The 23,764-nt window shown below is 43.0% G+C and carries 19 protein-coding genes, 1 tRNA gene and 1 riboswitch; of the genes, 14 read left to right on the plus strand and 6 right to left on the minus strand.

The genetic code is table 11. From position 1 onward, the window contains the following. The first annotated feature begins 37 nt into the window (after nt 1-37). The 8 genes from tlpB (NST16_RS02500) to rhaA all read left to right on the plus strand — a co-directional run bounded on the left by tlpB (NST16_RS02500) (nt 38) and on the right by rhaA (nt 12,368). A complete protein-coding gene (tlpB, locus tag NST16_RS02500) occupies nt 38-2,026 on the plus strand; it encodes a methyl-accepting chemotaxis protein TlpB (protein ID WP_340883762.1) in 1,989 nt (662 codons plus the stop codon). A 126-nt stretch (nt 2,027-2,152) separates the two neighbouring features. Then, on the plus strand, nt 2,153-4,138 hold the full coding sequence (gene mcpA / locus NST16_RS02505; protein ID WP_340883763.1) for a methyl-accepting chemotaxis protein: 1,986 nt from the start codon (nt 2,153-2,155) through the stop codon (nt 4,136-4,138). Nucleotides 4,139-4,250: 112 nt separating this feature from the next. Continuing rightward, nucleotides 4,251-6,239: a methyl-accepting chemotaxis protein TlpB gene (gene tlpB / locus NST16_RS02510; RefSeq protein WP_326192704.1), complete on the plus strand. Its 1,989-nt coding sequence runs from the start codon at nt 4,251-4,253 to the stop codon at nt 6,237-6,239. Between the two features lie 142 nt (nt 6,240-6,381). After that, a complete protein-coding gene (locus tag NST16_RS02515) occupies nt 6,382-8,451 on the plus strand; it encodes a bifunctional aldolase/short-chain dehydrogenase (RefSeq protein WP_340883766.1) in 2,070 nt (689 codons plus the stop codon). A 57-nt stretch (nt 8,452-8,508) separates the two neighbouring features. Beyond that, complete coding sequence (locus tag NST16_RS02520; protein ID WP_340883768.1) at nt 8,509-9,294, plus strand: DeoR/GlpR family DNA-binding transcription regulator; 786 nt, start codon at nt 8,509-8,511, stop codon at nt 9,292-9,294. Continuing rightward, complete coding sequence (gene rhaB / locus NST16_RS02525) at nt 9,291-10,748, plus strand: rhamnulokinase (protein ID WP_340883770.1); 1,458 nt, start codon at nt 9,291-9,293, stop codon at nt 10,746-10,748. The genes NST16_RS02520 and rhaB overlap by 4 nt, the downstream gene beginning before the upstream one ends. A 15-nt stretch (nt 10,749-10,763) precedes the next feature. Beyond that, the gene (gene rhaM, locus NST16_RS02530) at nt 10,764-11,078 is read left to right on the plus strand and encodes an L-rhamnose mutarotase (RefSeq protein WP_268447298.1); all 315 of its coding nucleotides are present in this window, start codon (nt 10,764-10,766) and stop codon (nt 11,076-11,078) included. Between the two features lie 15 nt (nt 11,079-11,093). Further along, a complete protein-coding gene (gene rhaA, locus NST16_RS02535) occupies nt 11,094-12,368 on the plus strand; it encodes an L-rhamnose isomerase (RefSeq protein ID WP_286058061.1) in 1,275 nt (424 codons plus the stop codon). Nucleotides 12,369-12,405: 37 nt separating this feature from the next. Here rhaA and NST16_RS02540 read toward each other — a convergent pair whose 3' ends face one another. Further along, a complete protein-coding gene (locus NST16_RS02540; protein WP_268448483.1) occupies nt 12,406-13,392 on the minus strand; it encodes a Gfo/Idh/MocA family protein in 987 nt (328 codons plus the stop codon). Between the two features lie 181 nt (nt 13,393-13,573). Here NST16_RS02540 and NST16_RS02545 point away from each other — a divergent pair, with 181 nt between their 5' ends. From NST16_RS02545 to NST16_RS02555, 3 genes are all read left to right on the plus strand, one after another. Further along, complete coding sequence (locus NST16_RS02545; protein ID WP_010331631.1) at nt 13,574-14,740, plus strand: AI-2E family transporter; 1,167 nt, start codon at nt 13,574-13,576, stop codon at nt 14,738-14,740. 91 nt (nt 14,741-14,831) lie between these two features. Continuing rightward, on the plus strand, nt 14,832-15,662 hold the full coding sequence (locus NST16_RS02550; protein ID WP_010331630.1) for an undecaprenyl-diphosphate phosphatase: 831 nt from the start codon (nt 14,832-14,834) through the stop codon (nt 15,660-15,662). Nucleotides 15,663-15,769: 107 nt separating this feature from the next. Beyond that, nucleotides 15,770-15,842 (plus strand) — tRNA-Ala (locus NST16_RS02555). Between the two features lie 231 nt (nt 15,843-16,073). Here the strand turns inward: NST16_RS02555 and NST16_RS02560 are convergent. Continuing rightward, nucleotides 16,074-16,559, minus strand: coding sequence for a cysteine dioxygenase (locus NST16_RS02560; RefSeq protein ID WP_268504732.1), 486 nt, complete (start codon nt 16,557-16,559; stop codon nt 16,074-16,076). Between the two features lie 531 nt (nt 16,560-17,090). On the opposite strand from NST16_RS02560, the gene NST16_RS02565 reads away from it, so the two are divergent. The 3 genes from NST16_RS02565 to NST16_RS02575 all read left to right on the plus strand — a co-directional run bounded on the left by NST16_RS02565 (nt 17,091) and on the right by NST16_RS02575 (nt 20,007). Then, complete coding sequence (locus tag NST16_RS02565; RefSeq protein ID WP_340883771.1) at nt 17,091-18,638, plus strand: MFS transporter; 1,548 nt, start codon at nt 17,091-17,093, stop codon at nt 18,636-18,638. A gap of 149 nt (nt 18,639-18,787) precedes the next feature. Then, nucleotides 18,788-19,636, plus strand: coding sequence for a glucosaminidase domain-containing protein (locus NST16_RS02570; protein ID WP_010331627.1), 849 nt, complete (start codon nt 18,788-18,790; stop codon nt 19,634-19,636). Nucleotides 19,637-19,743: 107 nt separating this feature from the next. Next, a complete protein-coding gene (locus tag NST16_RS02575) occupies nt 19,744-20,007 on the plus strand; it encodes a YiaA/YiaB family inner membrane protein (protein ID WP_010331626.1) in 264 nt (87 codons plus the stop codon). A 34-nt stretch (nt 20,008-20,041) separates the two neighbouring features. Here the strand turns inward: NST16_RS02575 and NST16_RS02580 are convergent, their stop codons facing one another. The 4 genes from NST16_RS02580 to cudC all read right to left on the minus strand — a co-directional run bounded on the left by NST16_RS02580 (nt 20,042) and on the right by cudC (nt 23,728). After that, nucleotides 20,042-21,379 (minus strand): TrkH family potassium uptake protein, encoded by a 1,338-nt coding sequence (locus NST16_RS02580; protein WP_340883773.1) that lies wholly within the window; start codon nt 21,377-21,379, stop codon nt 20,042-20,044. A 6-nt stretch (nt 21,380-21,385) separates the two neighbouring features. Continuing rightward, nucleotides 21,386-22,054 carry a potassium channel family protein gene (locus tag NST16_RS02585; RefSeq protein ID WP_340883775.1) on the minus strand — a complete coding sequence of 223 codons (669 nt, stop codon included), beginning with the start codon at nt 22,052-22,054 and terminating at the stop codon, nt 21,386-21,388. 71 nt (nt 22,055-22,125) lie between these two features. Next, nucleotides 22,126-22,275, minus strand: a riboswitch (cyclic di-AMP (ydaO/yuaA leader). 156 nt (nt 22,276-22,431) lie between these two features. Beyond that, nucleotides 22,432-22,977, minus strand: a complete 546-nt coding sequence (gene bslA, locus NST16_RS02590; RefSeq protein WP_268447305.1) for a biofilm surface layer hydrophobin BslA — start codon at nt 22,975-22,977, stop codon at nt 22,432-22,434. Between the two features lie 208 nt (nt 22,978-23,185). Next, nucleotides 23,186-23,728, minus strand: coding sequence for a choline uptake/conversion transcriptional regulator CudC (gene cudC / locus NST16_RS02595; RefSeq protein WP_010331622.1), 543 nt, complete (start codon nt 23,726-23,728; stop codon nt 23,186-23,188). Nucleotides 23,729-23,764: the final 36 nt, after the last annotated feature.

Raw genomic sequence — 23,764 nt, forward strand, 5'->3', positions numbered from 1 at the left:
TATAATTTGTAAATTATTGAAAGAAGGTTCAAGAGGAATGAAAAAAACACTCACCACCATTCGCAGATCATCAATTGCCAGGAGACTCATTATTTCTTTCCTGCTGATCTTAATTGTCCCCATTGCGGCACTATCGGTAAGCGCTTATCAATCAGCCGTTGCATCTCTTGACATACAGATGACGCAAAGCGCAAAGGAAAACGTTCAAATATTAGATAACATTATTGACGGTAAGATCAAAACGACTGAAAAAAGCCTCGCGTTTTTCAGCGACTGGGCGACAGCAGACAAGTTGAAAGACAAGAAAAAAACGGAACTCAAACAAGAATTTAAACAATTTATTCAAATGAATGACAATGTCGCTGCGGTGTTTTCAAGCAGTAAAGACGGGACATTCACACGCTATCCCCACGCAGACATGCCGAGTGACTTTAATGCTTTAGAACGTGACTGGTACACAGAAGCCATGGCTAATAAAGGAAAGACAATTGTGACCGAACCTTACGAATCCATTTCATCAGGAAAAATGGTTGTCACCATTGCACGCCAGACAAAGGACGGATCAGGCGTTGTCGCCATGGATATGAAAATCGATGACCTTGTGGAAACCGCAAAAGAAATCAGTATTGGCAAAGAAGGCTATGCCTTTATCCTCAGCCAAAATAAAGAAGTCATCGCCTACTCCGGTGAAAAAGCGGGAACGCAGTTAGAAGGGGAGTGGATAGACAAACTTTACAAAGACAAAAGTGGTGACTTTGAATATACGCACAAAGGAAAGAAGAAGAAAATGGCGTTCGCCACAAGCGAAACAACAGGCTGGAAAATTAGCGGCACGATGTTTGCTGACGAGATCCATGATGCCGCAAGCAAGGTTCTTGTTATGGCATCAGTTGTTCTGGCCATTGCCATTGCAGCCGGAATCACGGCGACCTATTTTGTCATTCGGTCGATTACAAGGCCTTTGAAACGCATCGTTGCGTCAGCTGAAAAAATCAGTAAAGGCGATTTAACAGAAACGATAGAAATCACATCAAAAGACGAACTCGGGGTTCTGAGCCAAAGCTTCAACAATATGGCGCACTCTCTCCGTTCGCTGATCTACGGCATCAAAGATTCTGTAGAACATGTCGCCTCATCGTCAGAAGAGCTGACAGCTTCCGCAGATCAGACAAGCAAGGCCACTGAACACATTACAAAGGCAATCGAACAATTTTCAAACGGAAGCGAAAACCAGAGCGACAGAATCGAGACAACAACAGAACAAATTAACGAAATGAACGACGGACTGGCAGAGCTGGCTCGGGCGGCGGCAGTCATTACAGAAACCTCTGCAGATTCCACCGAAGTGTCAAGCGCAGGGGAAACACTCGTTCAGAGAACAGCCGGCCAAATGAATACGATTGATCATTCTGTGAAAGAAGCGGAGCAAGTGGTCAAAGGCCTGGAAATTAAATCAAAGGATATCACAAATATTTTACGTGTTATCAACGGCATCGCAGATCAAACCAATCTTTTAGCATTAAATGCCGCCATTGAAGCGGCAAGAGCAGGCGAGTACGGACGAGGCTTTTCTGTGGTCGCTGAAGAAGTGAGAAAACTTGCGGTACAGTCGGCAGATTCAGCTAAGGAAATTGAATCGCTGATCAGCGAAATCGTAAAAGAGATCCATACATCATTAAACGTGCTTCAATCTGTGAATAAAGAAGTGGAAACAGGCCTGGTCATGACAGACGAAACAAAACAAAGCTTTAACCATATATCAAAAATGACGAATCAAATTGCCGCAGAACTGCAAAACATGAATGCGACGGTTGAACAGCTGTCGGCGGGTTCTCAGGAAATATCCGCTGCTTCTATAGATATCGCCGCTATCTCTAAAGCAAGTTCGGACGGCATTCAAGATATCGCCGCTTCAGCCGAGGAGCAACTTGCCTCCATGGAAGAAATCAGCTCATCGGCACAGACGCTTGAAAAAATGTCTGAAGAGCTGCGAGATTTGACAAAACGATTTAAATTGGATGATTAATAGGTCTAAATTACTATTTTTTAATAGGGATTTAGTTAGTTTTCTTGAATTTCTCCTTTTTTAATGTATATATTTACCCATTTTCAGCCGATATGAAGGGTAGCATAAAAAAGGAGAAATGAACTGATGAAAAAAATACTCCAACTTATCAAACAGAGATCTATTACACGGAAGCTTCTTGTTTCCTTTCTATCGATTCTCATCATACCGGTTGCCATATTAGCGGCGATTGCTTATGGATCTGCCAGCAGCTCGCTCGACAGACAAATGATGGGAAGCGCATTAGAAAATGTACAGCAACTAAACGAAATCATTAACACCAGCATCGGAGAAAAAGAAAACAGCGCCGAATACTTCAGCGAATGGCTGACACAAAAGAAATATAAAGCAAAGAGCAATGCCAGCATTGAAGAGAAATTCTCACAATATATTAAAATTAATAAAGACGTAGAATCTATTTACACAAGTGACAAAGACGGGCGCTTTACCCGTTACCCAGATCTGCCGATGCCAAGCGATTATAATCCCGTTGAACGGGACTGGTACAAAAAAGCGGTTGCCAATAATGGCAAAGTCGTCATAACAGATCCATACAAAACAGCATCTACGAACACAATGGTTGTGACAATTGCCCAGCAGACAAAAGACGGATCAGGCGTTATCGCAATCAACATGACGATTGATAACCTGCTGAAAACGACGAAACAAGTGAACATCGGCAAAGAAGGCTATGCTTTTATTATGACGAAAGACAAAAAGGTCGTTGCGCATCCTAATGAGACTTCAGGAACCGAATTGAAAGGCGACTGGCTTGAACAGATGCTGTCTGCCGATAAAGGCGATTTTCAATACAGCATGAACGGCGATAAGAAAAAAATGGCCTTTGATACGAACAAGCTAACGGGATGGAAGATAGGCGGAACGATGTATCTGGACGAGATTCATGATGCGGCTAAGCCTGTACTTCACCTCGCAACAATTGTCCTGATTGCAGCCATTCTCGTCGGTATCATCATAATGACATTGGTTATTCGATCGATCACGACGCCGCTGAAACAGCTTGTTGGATCTTCAAAACGGATCAGTGAAGGAGATTTAACGGAAACGATTGATATCCGTTCAAAAGATGAACTGGGCGAACTGGGCAAAAGCTTTAACAATATGGCGTCTTCACTTCGCTCTCTCATACACGCCATTCAGGATTCGGTAGACAATGTTGCCGCTTCCTCTGAGGAATTGACGGCATCAGCCGCGCAAACAAGCAAGGCGACCGAGCATATCACATTGGCGATTGAACAATTTTCAAATGGCAATGAAAAACAAAATGAAAACATCGAAACAGCGGCAGAGCATATTTATCAGATGAATGACGGATTGACGAATATGGCTCAAGCCTCTGAAGTCATTACAGATTCATCTGTTCAATCGACAGAAATCGCGAGTGCGGGCGGACAGCTTGTTCATCAGACTGTCGGCCAAATGAACGTGATAGACAAGTCCGTAAAAGAGGCGGAACAAGTTGTTCGCGGATTGGAAACCAAATCAAAAGACATCACAAACATTCTGCGCGTGATTAACGGTATTGCTGACCAGACGAACCTGCTTGCATTAAACGCTGCCATTGAAGCGGCGCGCGCAGGCGAATACGGGCGCGGCTTCTCCGTCGTAGCGGAAGAAGTCAGAAAACTGGCTGTACAGTCCGCTGATTCAGCTAAAGAAATTGAAGCACTCATCATTGAAATTGTGAAAGAAATCAACACATCTCTCGGCATGTTCCAGTCTGTAAACCAAGAGGTGCAAACAGGCCTTGACATCACAGATCAAACAGAGACAAGCTTTAAACGAATCTCTGAAATGACAAACCAGATAGCCGGAGAACTGCAAAACATGAGTGCCACGGTGCAGCAGCTTTCTGCCAGCTCTGAAGAGGTATCGGGAGCGTCTGAGCATATTGCATCGATTTCAAAAGAGAGCTCAGCCCACATTCAAGATATCGCGGCATCAGCCGAAGAGCAGCTTGCTTCTATGGAAGAAATCAGCTCATCAGCAGAAACACTTTCAAGCATGGCTGAAGAGCTTCGCGATATGACAAAACGATTCAAAATCGAATAATTAGTCGAAACACCCAGGCTTCTGCACCTGGGTGTTTTTTTTAGTTTTTTTATTAAAGCTTTTGTCCTAGCTTGACGATATTATTTTTAGCTTAAAGGAGGAATTATCGAGAATGGGAAAATTCATACATTGGATCAAACAGCCATCAATCAGCAAACCGCTTATCGCTGCGTTTCTGACAGTGCTTATTTTGCCGATTGGGGTATTAGCATATTTCAGTTATCAATCAGCTTGGAACGCGCTGGACAGGGAACTTACGAATAGTGCAATAGGAAACGTTGAAGAACTCAACAGCACACTTGAAAACAAATTGAATCATAAAGTAAAAGCTATTGATTATTACAGTGAGACGATTGATAAAGACATATTGCAAGGCAAAAACAAAACCTTACTGAATGAAAAATTTAAGCAGTACACGACACTAAATGCCGATGTAGGAGCAATCTATGCGGCTTCAGAAAATAAAAAGCTCTACAAATATCCGGAAAGCGGCGTTCCTAAAGGTTTCGATCCGACAGAACGTGATTGGTACAAACAAGCCGTTGCGAAAAAAGGACAGGCTGTTTTTTCAGACCCGTATACTGACGAAGCGACAGGAGATATCGTGGTTACGATTTCCAAACAATTAAAAGATGGATCAGGGGTCATAGCGCTTGATTTAAATCTGGATGAAGTGCTGGCAGCTTCACAGAGAATAAAAATCGGTACAAACGGCTTTGCATTTATTACATCAGGCGATAAAAAATATATCGCCCATCCGACGATTAAGCCTGGAACAACTGGATCCGGCGACTGGACAAAAGAGGTATATTCCAAAGCAGACGGCTCATTTGAATATACCTTCGAAGGCAAAGAAAAGAAAATGGCATTTACGACAAATAAACTGACGGGATGGAAAATTGCGGGTACGTACTTTGTCAGTGAATTGCAAGATGCTTCAAGTCCGGTACTGAACACTGCCGTTATCATTCTATGTGTGTCCATTGTTATCGGCGGCATACTCATTCTCTTTATTATACGCGCCATCACCAAACCGTTAAGAAAATTGGTTTCAACCTCTGCGAAAATCAGCAGCGGAGATTTAACGGAAGTGATTGATATTCAGTCGAAAAATGAGTTTGGCCAGCTAGGAGAAAGCTTTAACGAAATGTCTGAATCATTGCGTTCTGTCATCGGTGTTATTCAAACGTCTGTAGAAAATGTGGCATCATCTTCCGAAGAACTGACGGCAAGTGCAGCCCAAACGAGTAAGGCGACTGAACACATTACGCTGGCAATCGAACAGTTTTCAAATGGCAACGAGGCGCAAAGTGAGAAATTGGAAACAAGCTCAGATCATCTTTCTCAAATGAACCATGGCATATCAAAAGTGGCTCAGGCTTCATCAACCATTACGAAGTCTTCGATCCAGTCCTCTGAGGCAGCCGGAAGCGGAGAAAAACTGGTAGAGCACACAGTCGGTCAAATGAAGACAATCGATGAATCCGTACAAAAAGCGGAAGCGGTTGTCAAAGGGCTTGAAACAAAATCTCAGGACATTACCAGCATCTTAAATGTCATTAACGGCATTGCAGATCAAACGAACTTGTTGGCTCTAAATGCAGCAATTGAGGCAGCCAGAGCCGGAGAATACGGCAGAGGTTTCTCTGTTGTAGCAGAAGAGGTCAGAAAACTTGCTGTGCAATCAGCACATTCTGCGAAGGAAATTGAAGGATTAATTCAAGAGATTGTCAGAGAAATCAGCACATCACTCTCTATGTTCCAATCCGTGAATCATGAAGTTAAAGAAGGCTTGCAAATTACAGACCAAACAGCTGAAAGCTTTAAGCAAATCTACGAGATGACATCGCAAATATCCGGTGAATTGCAAAATCTGAATGCAACGGTTGAACAGCTGTCAGTCGGATCACAGGAAGTATCAAGTGCGGTTGAGGAAATTTCCGAAGTAGCGAAAGAAAGCTCAGCGGGTATTCAAGATATCGCGGCTTCGGCGGAAGAACAGCTTGCGTCTATGGAGGAAATCAGCTCTTCAGCTGAAACATTGGCGAACATGGCGGAAGAACTTCAAGACATTACGAAAAAATTTAAAATTGAATCTTAATAGAAAAAGAAAGCGGCATATCTTTGCTGCTTTCTTTTTTGTTTCTTAATAAAAACAAAAATAAACAAAAGGTATTCAAAAACAAACAAACATGATATATAATGAAAGCGGATACAAGTAAAAGGGACGGAGGAAGATGAAAATGGTGAAACATGTATGGGATTCAGAACATGCCGCCCAGCTATCAAAGGGTGTTGAAGAATTGGTGTATCGGTCCAATTTAATCGGAGCAGACCGCACTGTATGCAACTGGGGCGGCGGCAATACGTCGATGAAAACAACGGAGAAGGATTTCAGAGGCCGCGAAATAGAAGTGATGTGGGTAAAAGGAAGCGGCTCAGACTTGGCAACAATGAAAGCGCATAACTTTACCGGTCTGAGATTAGATGACATCCGTCCCCTGATCGAAAGAGATCAGATGTCTGATGAAGAAATGGTAGATTACTTGTCTCATTGTATGATAGACAGCAAACATCCCCGCCCTTCCATTGAAACACTCTTACACGCATTTTTGCCATACAATCATGTTGACCATACCCATCCGGATGCGATTATCAGCATTTGCTGCGCTGATAATGGAAAACAAATTGCCGAAGACATTTACGGCAGCCGGTTTGTGTGGGTGCCATACGTTCGCCCGGGATTTACTCTGTCTAAAATGATCGCAGACGGCGTGGCAAACAATCCAAATGCTGAGCTTGTCTTAATGGAAAAACACGGCTTAGTCACTTGGGGAGATACGTCAGAGAAGTGTTATGAGAAAACGATCTCCATTATTCAAGAAGCCGAGCAGTACATTCATGAACGCATCAACCAAAAACAGCGATTCGGCGGAAGGCGATACGAGTCACTGCCAGCATATAAGCGGAAACAAATTCTGGCGGGTATCATGCCAGTTATCCGAGGAGCTGTAAGCGATGAAAAGCAAATGATCCTCTCCTATGACGATCATGAAGAGGTATTAGAATTTGTAAACAGCGTGCAAGCGCCGGAGCTTTCTCAAATCGGCGCTGCGTGTCCGGATCACCTCGTTCATACAAAGCGTGTCCCGCTGTACATTGAATGGAATCCGGAAACGCAAGATGCACAGGAGCTGGAGGATCTGCTGAAGTCAGGGATCGAGCGCTTCAAAGCAGAGTATCAAGCTTACTTTGCACGCAATCAGCAGGAAGGCGATCAAATCTTTGAATCAGCGCCGCGTGTCATCTTGATTCCTGGCATTGGAATGGTCAATACGGGAAAAAGCCTTGCCATGTCAAAAGTAAGCGGTGCTTTATATCAGAGAGCTATTGCTGTAATGAAAGGCTCTACCTCACTCGGACAATTTGTTTCACTAAACGAAAATGAATCCTATCATGTTGAATACTGGCCGCTGGAATTATATAAACTCACGCTGGCCCCGCCGGAAGCAGAATTTTCTCGAAAAGTAGCATTGGTAACAGGTGGAGCCGGCGGAATCGGAAGTGCAGCCTGCCGACGCTTTGCCGCTGAAGGCGGACACGTAATTGCGGCTGACTTGAATATAGAAGGCGCACAAAAAATTGCCGAGGAAATAAACGAAACGTACGGAGAAGGACGCGCAATGGCTGTCAAAATGGATGTGACAAACGAAGAAGAGGTACAGTCTGCCTTTGAACAAGCAGCGCTTACCTACGGCGGAATTGACATTGTCGTTAATAATGCCGGGCTGGCAACATCAAGCCCTTTTGACGAAACTAGTCTAAAAGAATGGAATCTCAATATCAATGTATTGGGAACAGGCTATTTCCTCGTGGCCCGCGAAGCGTTTAAGCAAATGAAACAGCAAAACATAGGCGGAAGCATGGTGTTTGTAGGATCAAAAAACGCAGTCTATGCGGGAAAAAACGCTTCAGCCTACAGTTCGGTAAAAGCGCTTGAAACCCATCTGGCACGATGTATTGCGGCAGAAGGAGGAGAATACGGCATTCGAGTAAACTCAGTTTTGCCTGACGCGGTTCTCCAAGGCTCAGCCATTTGGGGATCAAGCTGGCGGGAGGAACGGGCTGCGGCATATGGAATAGAGCCAGATCAGCTAGAGGAACATTATCGGAAACGCACGACGCTTTTGGTTAATATTTACCCGCAGGATATTGCCGAATCAATCGCGTTCCTGGCTTCTTCTAAAGCCGAAAAGACGACAGGATGTATGGTTACAGTAGACGGCGGCGTCCCGGCAGCTTTTACGCGTTAGAAGTATGCTATGATATGGGAACCACAAGACGGATATTATTGAGGAAGGACGTTACCGATGTTAGTAGCAGAACGGCAGAAAAAAATAGTTGAACTAGTGAATAAGCGTTTAAGCATCCGCGTATCCGAACTGAGTGACATATTTTCTGTCACAGAAGAAACGATTCGGCGTGATCTTGAGAAGCTTGAGAAAGAGCATAAGCTGAGCCGCAGCCATGGGGGTGCGGTCAGCATTCAGCAGCAGGAGTCAGAAATTCATTTTTCTGAACGTGAAATTACAAATGTAAAAGAGAAAAAAGCCATTGCTCATGAAGCGGCCAAATATGTAAAAAGCGGTGACCGAATCATTCTCGATGCAAGCACCACTGCATGGTACATGGCGAAAATACTCCCTGATATTGAGCTCACCGTCATTACAAACTCAATGAAGGCAGCCATTGAACTGAGCAAAAAACAAAAGATATCAGTTATTTCAACCGGCGGTATCTTGCTGACAAAATCATTATCATTTGCGGGACCGTTAGCTGAGCGTTCACTTGAAACCTATCATGTAAATAAAACCTTTCTGTCCTGCCAAGGGTTTGATATGGAACATGGAATGAGCGACTCAAATGAGTGGCAGGCACTGCTCAAAATACGGATGATTGAAAGGTCTGACCAGACCATTCTGATGGCCGATTCAAGCAAATGGGGGAACCGCGAGTTTTCACATATCGCCTCTTTGCGAGATGTCAGCTGCATCATTACTGATTCTGGACTTGATCCGGTATCGGTAAAAGCCCTTGAAGAAAAGAATGTGAAAGTGACAGCCGTCCCCCTTCCTAAAGAAAGGGTGAAAGGATGATATATGCTGCTGTTGATATAGGGGCATCAAGCGGGAGAGTCATCATAGGCGAACTCCAGGAAGGAAAGCTTGCGGTACAAGAGATTCACCGATTCGCAAACGGCTTCATGCAAAGAAACGGACATTGCTATTGGGATATTGATCACTTGTTAGAGCAAATCCTGCAAGGGCTGCAAAAGGTGAAAGCCCTTGGCTATGACTGCTGCACCGTCGGCATTGATACATGGGCCGTTGATTACGTCTTGCTGGATGAGAAAGGCAGCCGCTTACGAGAAGTCATATCATACCGGGATAAAAGAACAGAGAACACAATGGAAAAGCTTACGCAAACGGTATCAAAAGAAACAATCTATCAAAAAACAGGCATTCAATTTCTGCCTTTTAACACGATCTATCAATTATATGAAGAAGACCAAGAGCTGCTGAGAAAAACAGCGCAGATTTTAATGGTGCCGGATTATTTAGGCTATTGCTTAACCGGCAAAGCAGCAGCAGAAATCACAAATGTGTCCACGACACAGCTCTTAAACCCCTCAACAGGAAAGTTTGATCCCGAATTGCTCAAAGCCGTGTCTGTTAAGGCACAGCAATTTCCGCCGCTGACTGAACCGGGACAGGAGCTCGGCATGATAAGAAATGAATGGTTTCCAGCCTATGATCTGCCGGCTTGCAGGGTGATTACCGTCGCAACGCATGATACTGCTTCAGCTGTCCTCGCCGCACCAGGTATAAACAATGATTGGGCGTATATCAGCAGCGGAACATGGTCGCTAATCGGAATGGAGAACGAAACGCCGATTATAAATAAACTCGCATTAAAAAACAATTATACAAATGAACGCGGCGCAAACAACACCATTCGTTTCTTGAAAAACATCATTGGCATGTGGGTGATACAAGAAATTCGAAGACAATTACGAGAAGATTACAATTTTCAGCAACTGGCAGAAGAAGCCGGAAAAACAAAACCGTTTCAGCAGTTTATCAACTTAAATGATGATCGTTTTCTGAATCCGGATGACATGATAAAGGAAATACAACATTATTGCAGAGAAACCTTCCAACAGATTCCTCACACAGCAGGCGAGCTTGCCTGCTGTATCTACAGCAATTTAGCCATCATCTATGCGATAGCCATCTCAGAACTAGAAACCATTACAGGGAAAAACATTCAACAGCTTCATATTATCGGAGGAGGCGCCCAAAACGACTTCTTAAATCAATTAACCGCTGATATGAGCGGAAAAACGGTATACGCCGGACCTGCTGAGGCGACAGCCATCGGAAATCTGCTGATGCAAATGATTGCCGCCAAAGAAATAAAGGACGTAAACCAGGCCCGCAAGATCGTCAGGAACTCCTTTCCCATTAAAGTGTTTCTGCCTAAAGATACTGACAGAAGCGCCATCATTCAGTCCTATCATCAAACTGTTTTGAAAGCGCTATCTAAATGAAAAGAGGTGATCAGCTTGAAAAGAAAAGCGAGTATCATGTTCGTTCATAAAGATAAATTCAAGGAATACAAACAGCGGCATGATGACATTTGGCCAGAAATGGCAGAAGTGCTTAAAGCCCATGGGGCGCATCACTATTCTATTTTTTTAGACGAAGAGACAGGCCGGTTATTTGCTTATTTAGAGATAGAGGATGAGGAAAAGTGGAAGAAGATGGCGGACACAGAGGTGTGCCGCAGATGGTGGAAATCAATGGCGCCATTAATGAAAACAAACGCCGATGACAGTCCCGTTTCAATCGATCTGAAGGAAGTCTTTTATTTCGAATAAAAGGGAGAGAGCCGTATGACGATAAAAGCGAATTATGACAGCGCAAAACAAGAATATGAAAAATGGGGAATTGATGTTGAAGCTGTGTTCAGGCAATTGCAGCAAGTTCCGATCTCAATCCACTGCTGGCAAGGTGACGACATTGAAGGGTTTGAAGTTAATAAGGGTGAGCTTTCCGGCGGAATTGACGTGACAGGCAATTATCCCGGAAAAGCGCAAACCCCGGAAGAACTAAGAAGAGATCTGGAGAAAGCGCTATCTCTCATCCCGGGAAAGCATCGGGTCAACCTGCACGCAATATACGCAGAAACAAACGGAGAAGTTGTAGAACGTGATCAGCTGAAGCCGCATCACTTTGAAAATTGGGTGAAGTGGGCGAAGGGTCTTGGTATCGGATTAGATTTCAATCCGACACTGTTTTCACATGAGAAAGCGGATGACGGGCTTACACTCGCACACCCTGATCCCTCCATCCGGGAGTTTTGGATTCATCACTGCATCGCGTGCCGCCGCATCGGAGCGTATTTCGGCAAAGAATTAGGCACGCCTTGCTTGACGAATATTTGGATTCCGGACGGCTATAAGGATATTCCGAGTGACAGGCTGACGCCGCGCAAAAGATTAAAAGAATCATTGGATCGGATATTCCGCGAGGAAATCAGTGAAGATTACAATGTTGATTCGGTCGAGAGCAAGCTGTTCGGACTTGGATCAGAATCATATGTCGTCGGGTCTCATGAGTTTTATTTAGCCTATGCTTTAACGAACCATAAGTTATGCTTGCTCGATACGGGACATTTCCACCCGACAGAAACGGTATCAAACAAGATCTCGGCGATGCTGCTTTACACAGACAAACTTGCCTTGCACGTATCCCGGCCCGTTCGCTGGGACAGTGACCATGTCGTGATGTTAGACGATGAATTGAGAGAAATCGCCCTTGAAATCGTCCGTAATCAGGCATTAGAGAAAGTCGCCATCGGTCTGGACTTTTTCGATGCCAGCATTAACCGTGTCGCTGCCTGGACTATTGGAACGAGAAATATGATAAAAGCTTTAATGTACGCTTTGCTTCTCCCGAATGACCATTTAAAACAATTGCAAGAAGAGGGGCGCTTTACAGAAAGGCTGGCGCTGATGGAGGAATTTAAAACCTATCCTTTCGGTGCCATCTGGGATTATTACTGTGAGCAAATGGGAGTGCCGGTAAAAGAGGCTTGGCTCAATGATATCAAAGAATATGAACAAAACGTGCTTTTCAAAAGGCAGGCATCCTCACCGATTATTTAAAAAAACCGCCCGCGTGCAACATGCCGCGGGCGGTTTTTTAGGCTTGATCAGCAGGGTAGACAATCCCCATTTGTTTTCTTGCTTCTTCCATGATTTTCGCAGTGATCAAGGAGCGTTCATATGTATTTTCTTCAGATTCCTGCTTCTTCTCTTTCACGAGTGAAACAAATTCAGCCGCTTCGTAAAACATTGCCGGTTTAGGATCAGAGAGCGAAATGTTTTCCAGACGGCCGTCGCGATAGCGAATTTCCACTCGTTCAGGACGATGGATCGTATCCAACACAATTGTCCCGTCCTCTCCTTGGATTTCAGCAGGCGCGTAGGAAGTTGAGATTTTAGAATGCATCAGTACGGCCTCAAACCCGTCATATGAGAGAATGACGGTGCCTTCTCCATCAACGCCGGAAGATAAAGTGTAGCCGTTCGCTTTCACGGCTTTCGGCTCTCCAAACAGCACAACGGCAGGGTAAATACAATAGATGCCGATATCCATCAATGAGCCGTTAGACAGCTCAGGCTGAAACGCGTTCAAAACAGTTCCGTTTCTATACGCATCATATCTTGAAGAGTACTGACAGTAGCTTGCGGTAAATCTGCGGATTGAGCCGATTTTATGGAAGTGTTTTTTCAGCTCTTTAAAATTAGGCAGGAATGTGGTCTTCATTGCTTCCATGAGGACAACTCCATTCGCTTTAGCGGCTGAAATCATCTCTTCTGTTTCTCTGGCATTTGAAGCAAGCGGTTTCTCGCATAGCACATGTTTGCCATGATTCATAAAGAGGATCGCCTGCTCCTTGTGAAGAGCATTCGGGCTGGCGAGATATACAGCATCAAAGTCATCGCTTGCCGCCATTTTCTGGAGATCTGAGAAGGCATGTGCAGCCCCATGCCGAGCAGCAAACTCAGCAGCGCGCTCAGGCGTTCTTGAATAAACGGCTGTAAGATGAAAATCTTCAATTTCTGAAGCTGCTTCTAGAAAGCGGTCTGTAATCCAGTTGGTTCCTACTATTGCAAATCGTATCACGCATATCGCTCCTTTTGTATGATATAGCTAAATTATAGCTTAAAAAGGAGTAACCCACATGATAGATTACATCATATTTTTTTAGATAAGGAAGTTTTTCCAGCAATTAGCGGTTTTTATTTTTCATTATAGGTACGATAGTGTACAATTTACTTAAACTATGTATGACGGAGGAACGATAGTGGAGACGTTGCAAACATGGAGCGGCAGATTCAAGCGATTCTTCTTGGACAACAAGTTTGTTCTATTTCTGCTTGTGCTGCTGCTGATTGGTTTAAATATTCTCGTATTTACAAAAACATCATTTATTTTCACCCCGATCATTGTTCTGCTCAAAACGATATCGCTTCCGATTATTTTAACAGGCATTGTTTTCTATCTGTTAAACCCTGTCGTTGATTTCCTTGAGAGAAGAAGAATCAGAAGAGTCTATTCCATTGTGCTGTTATATCTGTTGATTATCGGGCTGATCACGATTACGATTGTATCCATCATCCCCTTTTTAAAAGAACAAATTATGAGCTTGATTGACAACATCCCGAGATATGTGGATGTTGTTGAGAATCAGACAAAAGAGCTGATCGGAAGTAACTTTGTGAATCAGGCGCAGCAAACGATGAACATTAATATATCTGATCTCGCGACAAAGGTGTCAGATCAGGCAGCGACGATTGTAAACAGCACCTTTACCGGCGTTGGGAATTTTATCGGCGCCCTAACTGAGATTATCATTTCGATCGTGACAGTTCCATTTATTCTTTTCTATCTGTTAAAGGACGGAAAGAAATTGCCGATCTACATACTGAAGTTTGTACCGACACAATTAAAAGAACAAACATACACGGTATTAAGCGAAATGAATCATCGGCTGAGTTCTTATATCAGAGGACAGGTCATTGTCAGCTTCTGCATTGGATTTTTGCTGTTTATCGGCTATTTGATCATCGGACTGGATTACGCTTCATTACTTGCCGTTATTGCGGCTTGTACAAGCATCGTGCCGTATTTAGGACCGACAATCGCCATTACGCCTGCGATTATTATCGCTATTGTGACATCGCCTCTGATGCTGCTCAAGCTCGTGATCGTTTGGACGATTGTTCAGCTTATTGAAGGGAAACTGATCTCCCCGCAAATTATGGGGAAAAACCTTCATATCCACCCAATCACCATTATTTTTCTGCTGTTAACTGCCGGCAAGCTGTTTGGTGTTATTGGAATTATTCTTGCCATTCCGGGTTATGCGGTTACCAAAGTCATTACGACACATTTATTTGACTGGTTTAAAATGCAGTCGCATCTATACGATGAAGAAAAAAATGAAAATGCAAAGAGTCATAAAGCATAAATTTCATTTATAGTTATATAAGACGGGCTTTCCATTTATGGAAGGCTCCCGTTATGTAAAAAATAAATGTCTAATGGGGAGAATTAAAATCATGACTCTATGGGAATTGTTTGTAGCTGCCATTTTAGGAATCGTAGAAGGATTAACAGAGTACGCGCCGGTTTCTTCGACAGGACATATGATTATAGTGGACGATATCTGGCTTAAATCAGGCAGTCTCATGTCTGAGGAAGCTGCCAACTCATTTAAAGTTGTCATTCAGCTTGGCTCTATTTTAGCGGTTGCTATCGTGTTTAAAGACAGGATTTTAAATTTGCTTGGCTTGAAAAAAAATATCACGAGTGACCAAGAGCATGGTCACAAATTAAGCATTGCCCAAATCGCAGTAGGGCTTGTGCCTGCCGCGGTTCTCGGCTTTTTGTTTGAGGATTATATTGATGAATATTTATTTTCAGTCCGCACCGTGGCCATCGGCCTCATTGCCGGGGCAGTTTTAATGCTTGCGGCCGATTGGATTAATAAACGGAAAGAAACGACAGACACCCTAGACCGTATTTCATATAAGCAGGCCATCGGCGTCGGTTTATTCCAATGTCTTGCCCTTTGGCCGGGTTTCTCACGCTCCGGCTCAACCATTTCCGGCGGCGTTATTCTCGGATTGAATCACCGTGCGGCAGCCGATTTCACATTTATTATGGCAATGCCGATTATGATGGGAGCCAGCACCTTAAGCCTAGTGAAGCATTGGGACAGCTTAAGCTCAGATTTGATGCCATTTTTTATCGTCGGCTTTATCTGTGCCTTTGTTGTCGCGCTGTTTGTGGTCCGTTTCTTCCTAAGACTGATTAACAAAATCAAACTTGTTCCGTTTGCAATCTACCGAATCATTCTCGGCGTCATTTTGCTTTTGTTTATGATGTGAATCGAAAAATAAGGCTCTGGAAAGGGCCTTATTTTTTTCTGTTAATTAGAAAGGAACAGCTTGTTTTTCAAAAAAAAATCATCTATAATAAACATGACGTTACATACGGGGCCATAGCTCAGCTGGGAGAGCGCTACGCTGGCAGCGTAGAGGTCAGGGGTTCGAGCCCCCTTGGCTCCATACCTGTAAACCCTTATTCTATAGGGGTTTTTTTGTTTTTAATGGAAAGGTTTCATTCTGAACTCTTCTGTTGATCCAAATTCAAATATCCCCAGAAGCATTTCATTTTTAGTATATAAGGGGCGTATACATCTCTAACGATAAAGTCAGGTATTTCCTTCGTTAGGCTCCTGGGTTTGTTTTGAAAAATGACTGATAACAACTAATCAAGTAAAGCAGTTCACCTGTAAATCATGAATTTTCCAATACACCACTTTGTTCTTTAAAGACCGTCATGTCTTCCAAAGGGGGTGAGTACACATGAAGAGACACCATCCGTTCGGAAGTAGGATTGGACATTTTGTGAATTAACCCTTTCGTTGAAATAAGACATTCTCCTTTGTGGACAAAATATGAATTGGAGAGTTCTGCATGATCGCCGGTTGAGCGATAAATAGAATTGAGAAGTTTTCCCTCTAACACCATTGCACAACCAATGGATTGGCCATGATCGTGGACTGCTGTCTCCTTGTTTGGGGGAATGTGAATCAAGATCATTTCCAATTCATTGTTTCTATAAATGGCATTTCGGCCGTAAGCGTACTGGTCTGGCTCCTTTATATATCGTTGACTCAATTCTGCCGCGTTTGGAATTTGTTTTAAAGAAGCTGCCAAATCTTTAACCGACGGATTTTTCAAGCCGCTAAACATTTCTTCGATATACTCATACAGTTCCATTCGTTTTTACCTCCCGGATCATTTAGAATTGACTAGCATTGGTATTTCGCAGATTAGTTCATGGTATTTACCCATATGCAATTTAGAGGCGGCAAACGCCTAGTGAACAAAGAAAATTGTGCGGTCCATCTTATTCGAGTTTATTAGTTGGAATTTTGATAAAAACAGTGAATTGAAAGGTGCCGTCATGACCTAAGACGCAGACTGGAAGGGTTTTCTGGTGAGCTTTTAAAACGGCCTACTTTGAATCGCTTGAGGGAGCAAGCAGGGACTCATAAGTCACGATACCGTGCAAAAGGTGTTCAGGCTTTTGTTTTGTGCTTGAAATATGCGCCATTGACAAAACACAATCGATTTGGAATAATGTTTGAGTATATGCTCATTTTTTCACATATTATCATAAAATCATATCTTTTCCCGTGATAGGGAGAGAACCAGAATAAAAGCTAATGGCATTCCAAAATCTATTAGCTTCTTTTGTATTCAAAAAAAGAAGTGTTCTTATGTATTCATACAGGAAGGAATGACAACATGAAGACAAAACACTATTGGGTGATTTCTTTGCTCGCTGTTTTAGCGGTCGGGCCGGGATTGATGTCTAACACGGCATTGTCGTCAGTTCAAGGCCTTGTTCAGAAGACGGTTGGAACAAGTGCCTTCACATCTGTAAATCCAATATTGATCGGCAATATGGCCTTCGCTTTATTAGTTCCGGCAGGGCCGCTGCTAAGGAAAAAATTCGGCGCCCGTCCGATCTATCTGGCTTCATTACCCGTTTTTATACTTGGCTCACTGCTCTTCGCATTTTCAAGCGATATTGCATGGATGGCGGCAGGACGCTTTTTACAGGGAGCGGCTACAGGTGTCATGCTGATGATTATGATTCCGATGCTTGTTCTGTCATTTCCGATTGAACGGCGGAATTACGCATTACTGGTGCTTATCGGCGGGTTCTATGGCTCTGTTATTATCGGTTCGATTTTAGGAACGATCGCGTTGAGCTACGGCCACTGGAGATGGCTGTTTTTTACCTTTGGCACACTGTCTTTGATCGGCATCGCAGTGAGTTATTTCTTTCTCTATGATGAGCATCATGGGGTAGTAGAAAAGGAACAGTCATCACTCGACAGAGCAGGAATCATTTTATCTGTATGTGTGGCTGCAGCTTCAGCGTTTACATTCATATTTCTGCAAAAATGGGGCTTGTCATCAGGTTATGTGCGGGCTGGTTTTGGGGTTGCTTTATGTTTGCTCATCATTCTGTTCATTGTAGAATATAAGGTGAAAAACCCTTTCATCTCTATTAAACAGATGCTGCTGCCTAAACCTGTGCTCGGTTTATTTATCATAGCGGCAGGAACGATTACGGTAGCTGTCAGCCTGGCAGCTTTTCAAGGCTTGCTTCGTCAAATGTATGATATTTCCCGAGATCATCTCATTCTTTTAAACATGACTCTATTGATCGGAGTGGCCATCGCGGCTATTGCGAGTGCTCTGTTATATGATAAAGTCGGACCAGGGATACTGGGGATTATAGGTTCTCTCATTCTCGTTTTTGTGAATGTTCAATGGCTTCATATGCAGTATCAATCATCTCTCTATGTGTTTGCGGCGCTGTTCATTATGCTGGCAGCAGGAACCGGTCTGACGGTCGCAGCAGGACTAATGGGAGCCGCAATGGGCGGCCCGCTTCCTGATTTGGTCAAAAGAATGACAGCTGTTCAGTTTTTAAGATTGTTTATCTATATGGGTGTGCCTATCCTGATCGGCTATTTCACGAAAAAAGATGCTGCCAGACAAAATGGATCCATGCAGGATGCGATGATGACTGCCTATCATGATCTCTTTTTGATTTCTTTTATCCTGAGCGTACTGCTCGTTTGTTTATCGTTTTGTATGAACGCCACAGGGATGGGACACAAGCTGGCTCATAAGCCCCATGATAAAGGAAAACCAGCTGTTTCCGCACATGGATTGACAAAGGCTGCCGTAAAATCTCCTAAAGTCATACATGATCAAGAATATCGTGATGCGCTCAGACATTTTAAACAGCACGGTCTTACAAAAATAGATTCTTAATCACTGCCTTTCCCTTGATGGGGAAGGCTTTTTGTGTATTCTCTCTCAAACTTTATCCCTAAAGAATTGAAAAATATTAGAAGTACAAGTAAAATTCTTAAAGGTAGATACTTTATACTCGTAATCTTTTAAATCGAAGGAAGGTTTTCATGGCCCGTAAAAAACTGAAAAAACGTAGACTCTTGATCTCTCTATTTTTCGTTGTATCGATTCCGCTAGCCTTGTTTGTTTTAGCGACAACTCTTTCAAAGCCAATTGAAACAGCCAAAGAACCGGAAGAAATTGATGAACAGCAAGTATTTATTGACAGCCTTTCCGGACATGCTCAAATTTTATATGAAAAATATCATGTTCTTCCCAGCATAACGATTGCTCAGGCCATACTCGAATCTGACTGGGGAAACAGCGAGCTTGCCTCTAAAGCCAACAACCTGTTTGGTGTAAAAGGAAATTATAAAGGACATCACGTCACCATGGAAACAGATGAATTTGAAAAAGGGGAAAGAAAAACGATCCGCGCGAAATTCCGCAAATACAGCACGTTTTTTGAATCAATGGATGATCACGCCAAATTATTTGTCCAAGGCACATCGTGGAATAAAAAGAAGTATAAGCCGGTGCTTGAAGCTGAGGATTATAAAGAAGCGGCAGGCGCTCTTCAAACATCAGGTTATGCCACAGACCCGGACTATGCTGGCAAAATCAGTGCCATTGTGGAAAAGTATGATTTAGATAAATACGATGAGGTGAATCCATCTCTGAAAGCTGTGGATTTAAAAGGGGCCATCAAAGACAGCGCCGTTCAAGATGTATGGTCTAAGCCTTCTACTGATGAACAATCCATTAAGCTGACCTCTGCGCAATCTTACGTTGGTAAAGATATAAAAGTTGTATCTAAAAAACAGAAAGGCCAGTCCGTATGGTACCAATTCCAAGTCAATAATAAACTGGTCGGCTGGATTGATGACTCAGCTGTTGAAATAAAGGAAGCAACCTGAGCCGTTTTTCCTGGTATTTTTATTTTTTTGTTCCATTCAGGGGAATTTGAGGTATAATATTCCACGGAAGTTATCACTTAATAACTATGCTTCAGGAGGGAACAAAGGTGCAGAAATATAGACGGAGAAACACGGTTGCCTTTACTGTATTAGCTTATTTCACTTTTTTTGCGGGAGTATTTTTGTTTTGTATCGGACTCTATAACGCTGATAATCTCGAACTCAATGAAAAAGGCTACTACATTGCAGTGATGATCCTTGTTGCGGTCGGCGCGATCCTTACGCAAAAAGTGACGCGTGATAACGCGGAAGATAATGATATCATCGCGGAGCAGGAAAAAAGACAAAATCAATCTCATATTGAATCATAAAAAATCCGGCATGTAATATGCCGGATTTTTTACATTACCCAGTAAACACCTCGCCGTCAGGGTAACGAATATTTGATTTTTCTGTTTTCGCAAATGAAAAAACAAACGTCAACGGACCGATTCTTCCGATGAACATAATCGCAATAATGATGCATTTCCCCGCTGTTGTCAGTTCGGGAGTCAGCCCCATTGTCAGTCCGACCGTTCCGAAGGCGGAAAAGGTTTCAAAAACAATCTGGATAAACGGCGCTTGTTCTGTAATGGTCAGGACAAAAATGCCTATAAAGACGATGAACAAGCTGATAACACTGACTGCTAAGGCCTTAATGATGATCGGATATTTTATGGTCCGGCGGAAAATAACAGTTTCTTTCTGCCCTCTTAAATAAGCGATGACAGACATTAAAATCACAATGAAAGTAGTGAGCTTAATACCGCTCGCCGTTGAGGCGCTTCCTGCTCCAATAAACATCAACAACAGGACAAATACAATGGTGCCTTCTCTCATGCTGCCAAAGTCCACAGAGTTGAAGCCCGCGGTTCTCGGCGTCACTGCCTGAAAATACGAAGCCCACAGTTTATCTGGTAAATGCAAGGAACCAAGCGTGCCGGGGTTGCTGTACTCTAAAATAAAGATGATCAGCGTAGCAGCAATATTTAAAATGAACGTTCCCGCAAGCATCAGTTTCGTATGTAATGAAAAGGCTTTGAAACGCCGATTTTTCAGGATGTCAAAAAGCACCGTAAACCCGATTCCCCCTGTGATAAATAAGAAAGTAATGACAAGATTGACTGTAGGATCACCAACGTAGCTCATTAAATTATCCGGCCACAAAGAAAAACCGGCATTGTTAAAAGCGGATATCGCGTGAAACAGACTGGCAAACAATCCCGACGCCCAGCCATACTGGGGCACAAGCCGGATGGATAAGATCAGTGCGGCGATCAATTCGATACTGATTGAAAACAGAAACAGGACTTTGACAAGGCCTATCACGCCGCCGATTGTCGGCTGGTTTAAGGCCTCCCGGATCAGCATTCGTTCTTTCAATCCGATTTTTTTTCCTAAAATCATGACGATCAGAACAGCAAATGTCATAAAGCCAAGCCCGCCGACTTGAATCAGACCCATGATGACAGTTTGCCCGAACACCGTAAATTCTGTCCCAGTGTCAACAACTGCAAGCCCGGTAACAGTTGTGGCAGAAGCCGCTGTAAAAAGAGCATCTATCCATGACAACGGCTTCGCAGTAGAAATCGGGAGCTTTAACAAAAGAGAGCCGATAATAATAGTAAGAAAAAAACCAATCGCAAGCACTTGCGGGGGAGAAAAACGAACCCACTTGATTACAGTTTCCTTATGAAGTCTCACCTTTGTCTACATCCCTTCGTTTTCGAAGCGTTTAATATCCAGTTTATGACCCATCATCACCAGGCAGTCTTGTTCGTAAATCATCTCTTCCGGTGCAGGAGAAAGGCGAACATCTCCATTATGTTTAATTGCCAGGATGGTACATCCGTATTTCGCTCTAACATTCAGATCATGAATGGATTTGGAATTCAGTTTTCGTGTTGCCAGCAGCTCAACAATACTGTAATCATCGGATAAGTCGATATAATTCAAGACATTTTCATCAGAGAGACTTTGTGCGATTTTAACGCCCATATCCTTTTCCGGATGAATAATGCGGTCGGCGCCGATTTTTTCCAGCACCTTATGGTGATAATAATTTTGAGCCTTCACCCAAATATTTGGAATGTGAAGCTCTTTCAATAGCAAAGTGGTCAGCGTGCTCGCTTGAATATTCGCCCCAATAGCAACAACGACATATTCGAAATTACGAATTCCCAGTGAAAGCAATTCGTTTTCTTCAGTGGCATTGGCAATGACCGCATGGGTTGCGTAGGAAGCGAAGGCATTGACCTTTTCTTCATTAATATCAATGGCAAGGACCTCATGGCCCATTCTGTGAAGCTCTTTGCAAATGCTTCCCCCGAACCGTCCAAGCCCGATTACAGCAAATTGCTTGTTTTTTATTCTTCCCAATGTTCAAGACTCCCTTAATAAAATTAGCGTTTTGAAGTAAAAAAGACCATTACAAAGAATGGTCACAATAGACCTCCTCTCTGTATACGCCTACGAGGTTAGCTGTCGGATTAGGGATTCAGAGTACCCCTTCTTACTACGTAAGATTCACCCCAAGGCCGTTTTGTGAAACAGCCAATCATTGGTTTCCCCGTTCGTTTTTGATTAAGCGGTAAAAGAGACTTTATGAAATTGAACACTCAAGAATTTACTCCTGTTTCTAGTGTTTGTCAATTTAAATTTAAAACAAGTGAAAAGATAGCTGGAAATAGAGGGAAAAGCGGGAGAAAGAAGTCAATAAACGTAAAAAAGACCGGCACAAAGCCGGCCCTCTGGGATTACTTACAGCCGCATGGCTGAGTCGGAGGTGTGCTGCGCTTAGCCACATCGATGCTGGCTTCCGCGTAAAATTTATTTCCGATGCTCAGTGATTTGTTTTCTGCACGGAAAGTATATGTACCAGCGGCAGGAAGTGTTTTGTTATTCAGTTTTAACTTAAATTCACCAGCGCCTAATAAATCAAGAGCCAGAGGTACTCTTACTGTTTTACCGTTATTGAGGATTTGTGTTTCGCGCAATGCATTTCCGTTCATCGTATCTTTTGTATTAGCTGTAAATCCGCTTGGTAATGTAAATTCCATTACGCCAAGGCTGAGAAGCGTGTTTGGACGGTATGTCAATTCGATATCAGAGAAAGACCATTCTGTTTTGCTCGTTCCTGTAATTGTTGCAAACAATGAAGCTGTTGATTGAGTTCTCATCGTAGACTCAGTATGAGCAGAAGATGACTTAGATTCAGCTGCAAATGAAGCTGAAGGTGCAGAAACGAGTAAACCGAGACTTAATACACTGATAGCTAAAGAAGATAATAACTTGCGTTTCATAACAAAAATTCCCCCTAATAAGTGATAAAGATTAAAGGCCTGCCTCTGCTTTCCACCTCCTCTTAAAAGGCCAAATACAAATTTTACCTACATAAAATTACCATCAAATAAAATGGAAGTAAATGGGGTGTTTTTCCCGTATTTTTAAAATTTGTAGTAATTAAAGTGAAAAAACAAAAAAACGTCCGGTTTTCCAGACGTTTCTTGATTATTTTGTTTCAATTGGTATAAATTTAAAAATCTCTCCGCTCTGCACTGATTCAGCAAGACGTTTCAGCCAATCGTAGTAGGCTTTAGAACTTTCCAGCTGCTCGTATAAACGCTGCGCTTCATTCTTCATTTCCTCACTGAGCGTTTCCTTTTGCAATACCTCTTGTAAATCAGCCTGAGCCTCTTCAATTGCTGATACATTCACCTGAACTTCCCGTTCCCATTTTGGCGGAAAGAAATTTGTGAAAAATTTAAAGAAATCTTTTTCGGCTACAAAAGTGTGCTTGCGGATGCCTCGGTGAAATGTCTTTTTCACGACATTTAAATCCTGCAGCTTTTTGACACCTGTACTCATGCTGGGCTTGCTCATTTGCAGCTCCTCCCGCATTTCGTCAAGCGTCATCTCGTCCCGCATGTACATCGTTCCATATAATATCCCGACACTTCGGGTAATTCCGTAAAGATCCATTGTTTCAGCAATGGAGTCAATAACAAGATCCCGTGCCTGTTCTATAGCTGCAAATTCTGGATTTTCATCCATACTGACCCTCTTTTCCTTTAGAAAATTAAATTTGTT

It is taken from the genome of Bacillus sp. FSL K6-1005 (genome assembly GCF_038000225.1).
Classification (GTDB): Bacteria; Bacillota; Bacilli; order Bacillales; family Bacillaceae; genus Bacillus; species Bacillus mojavensis.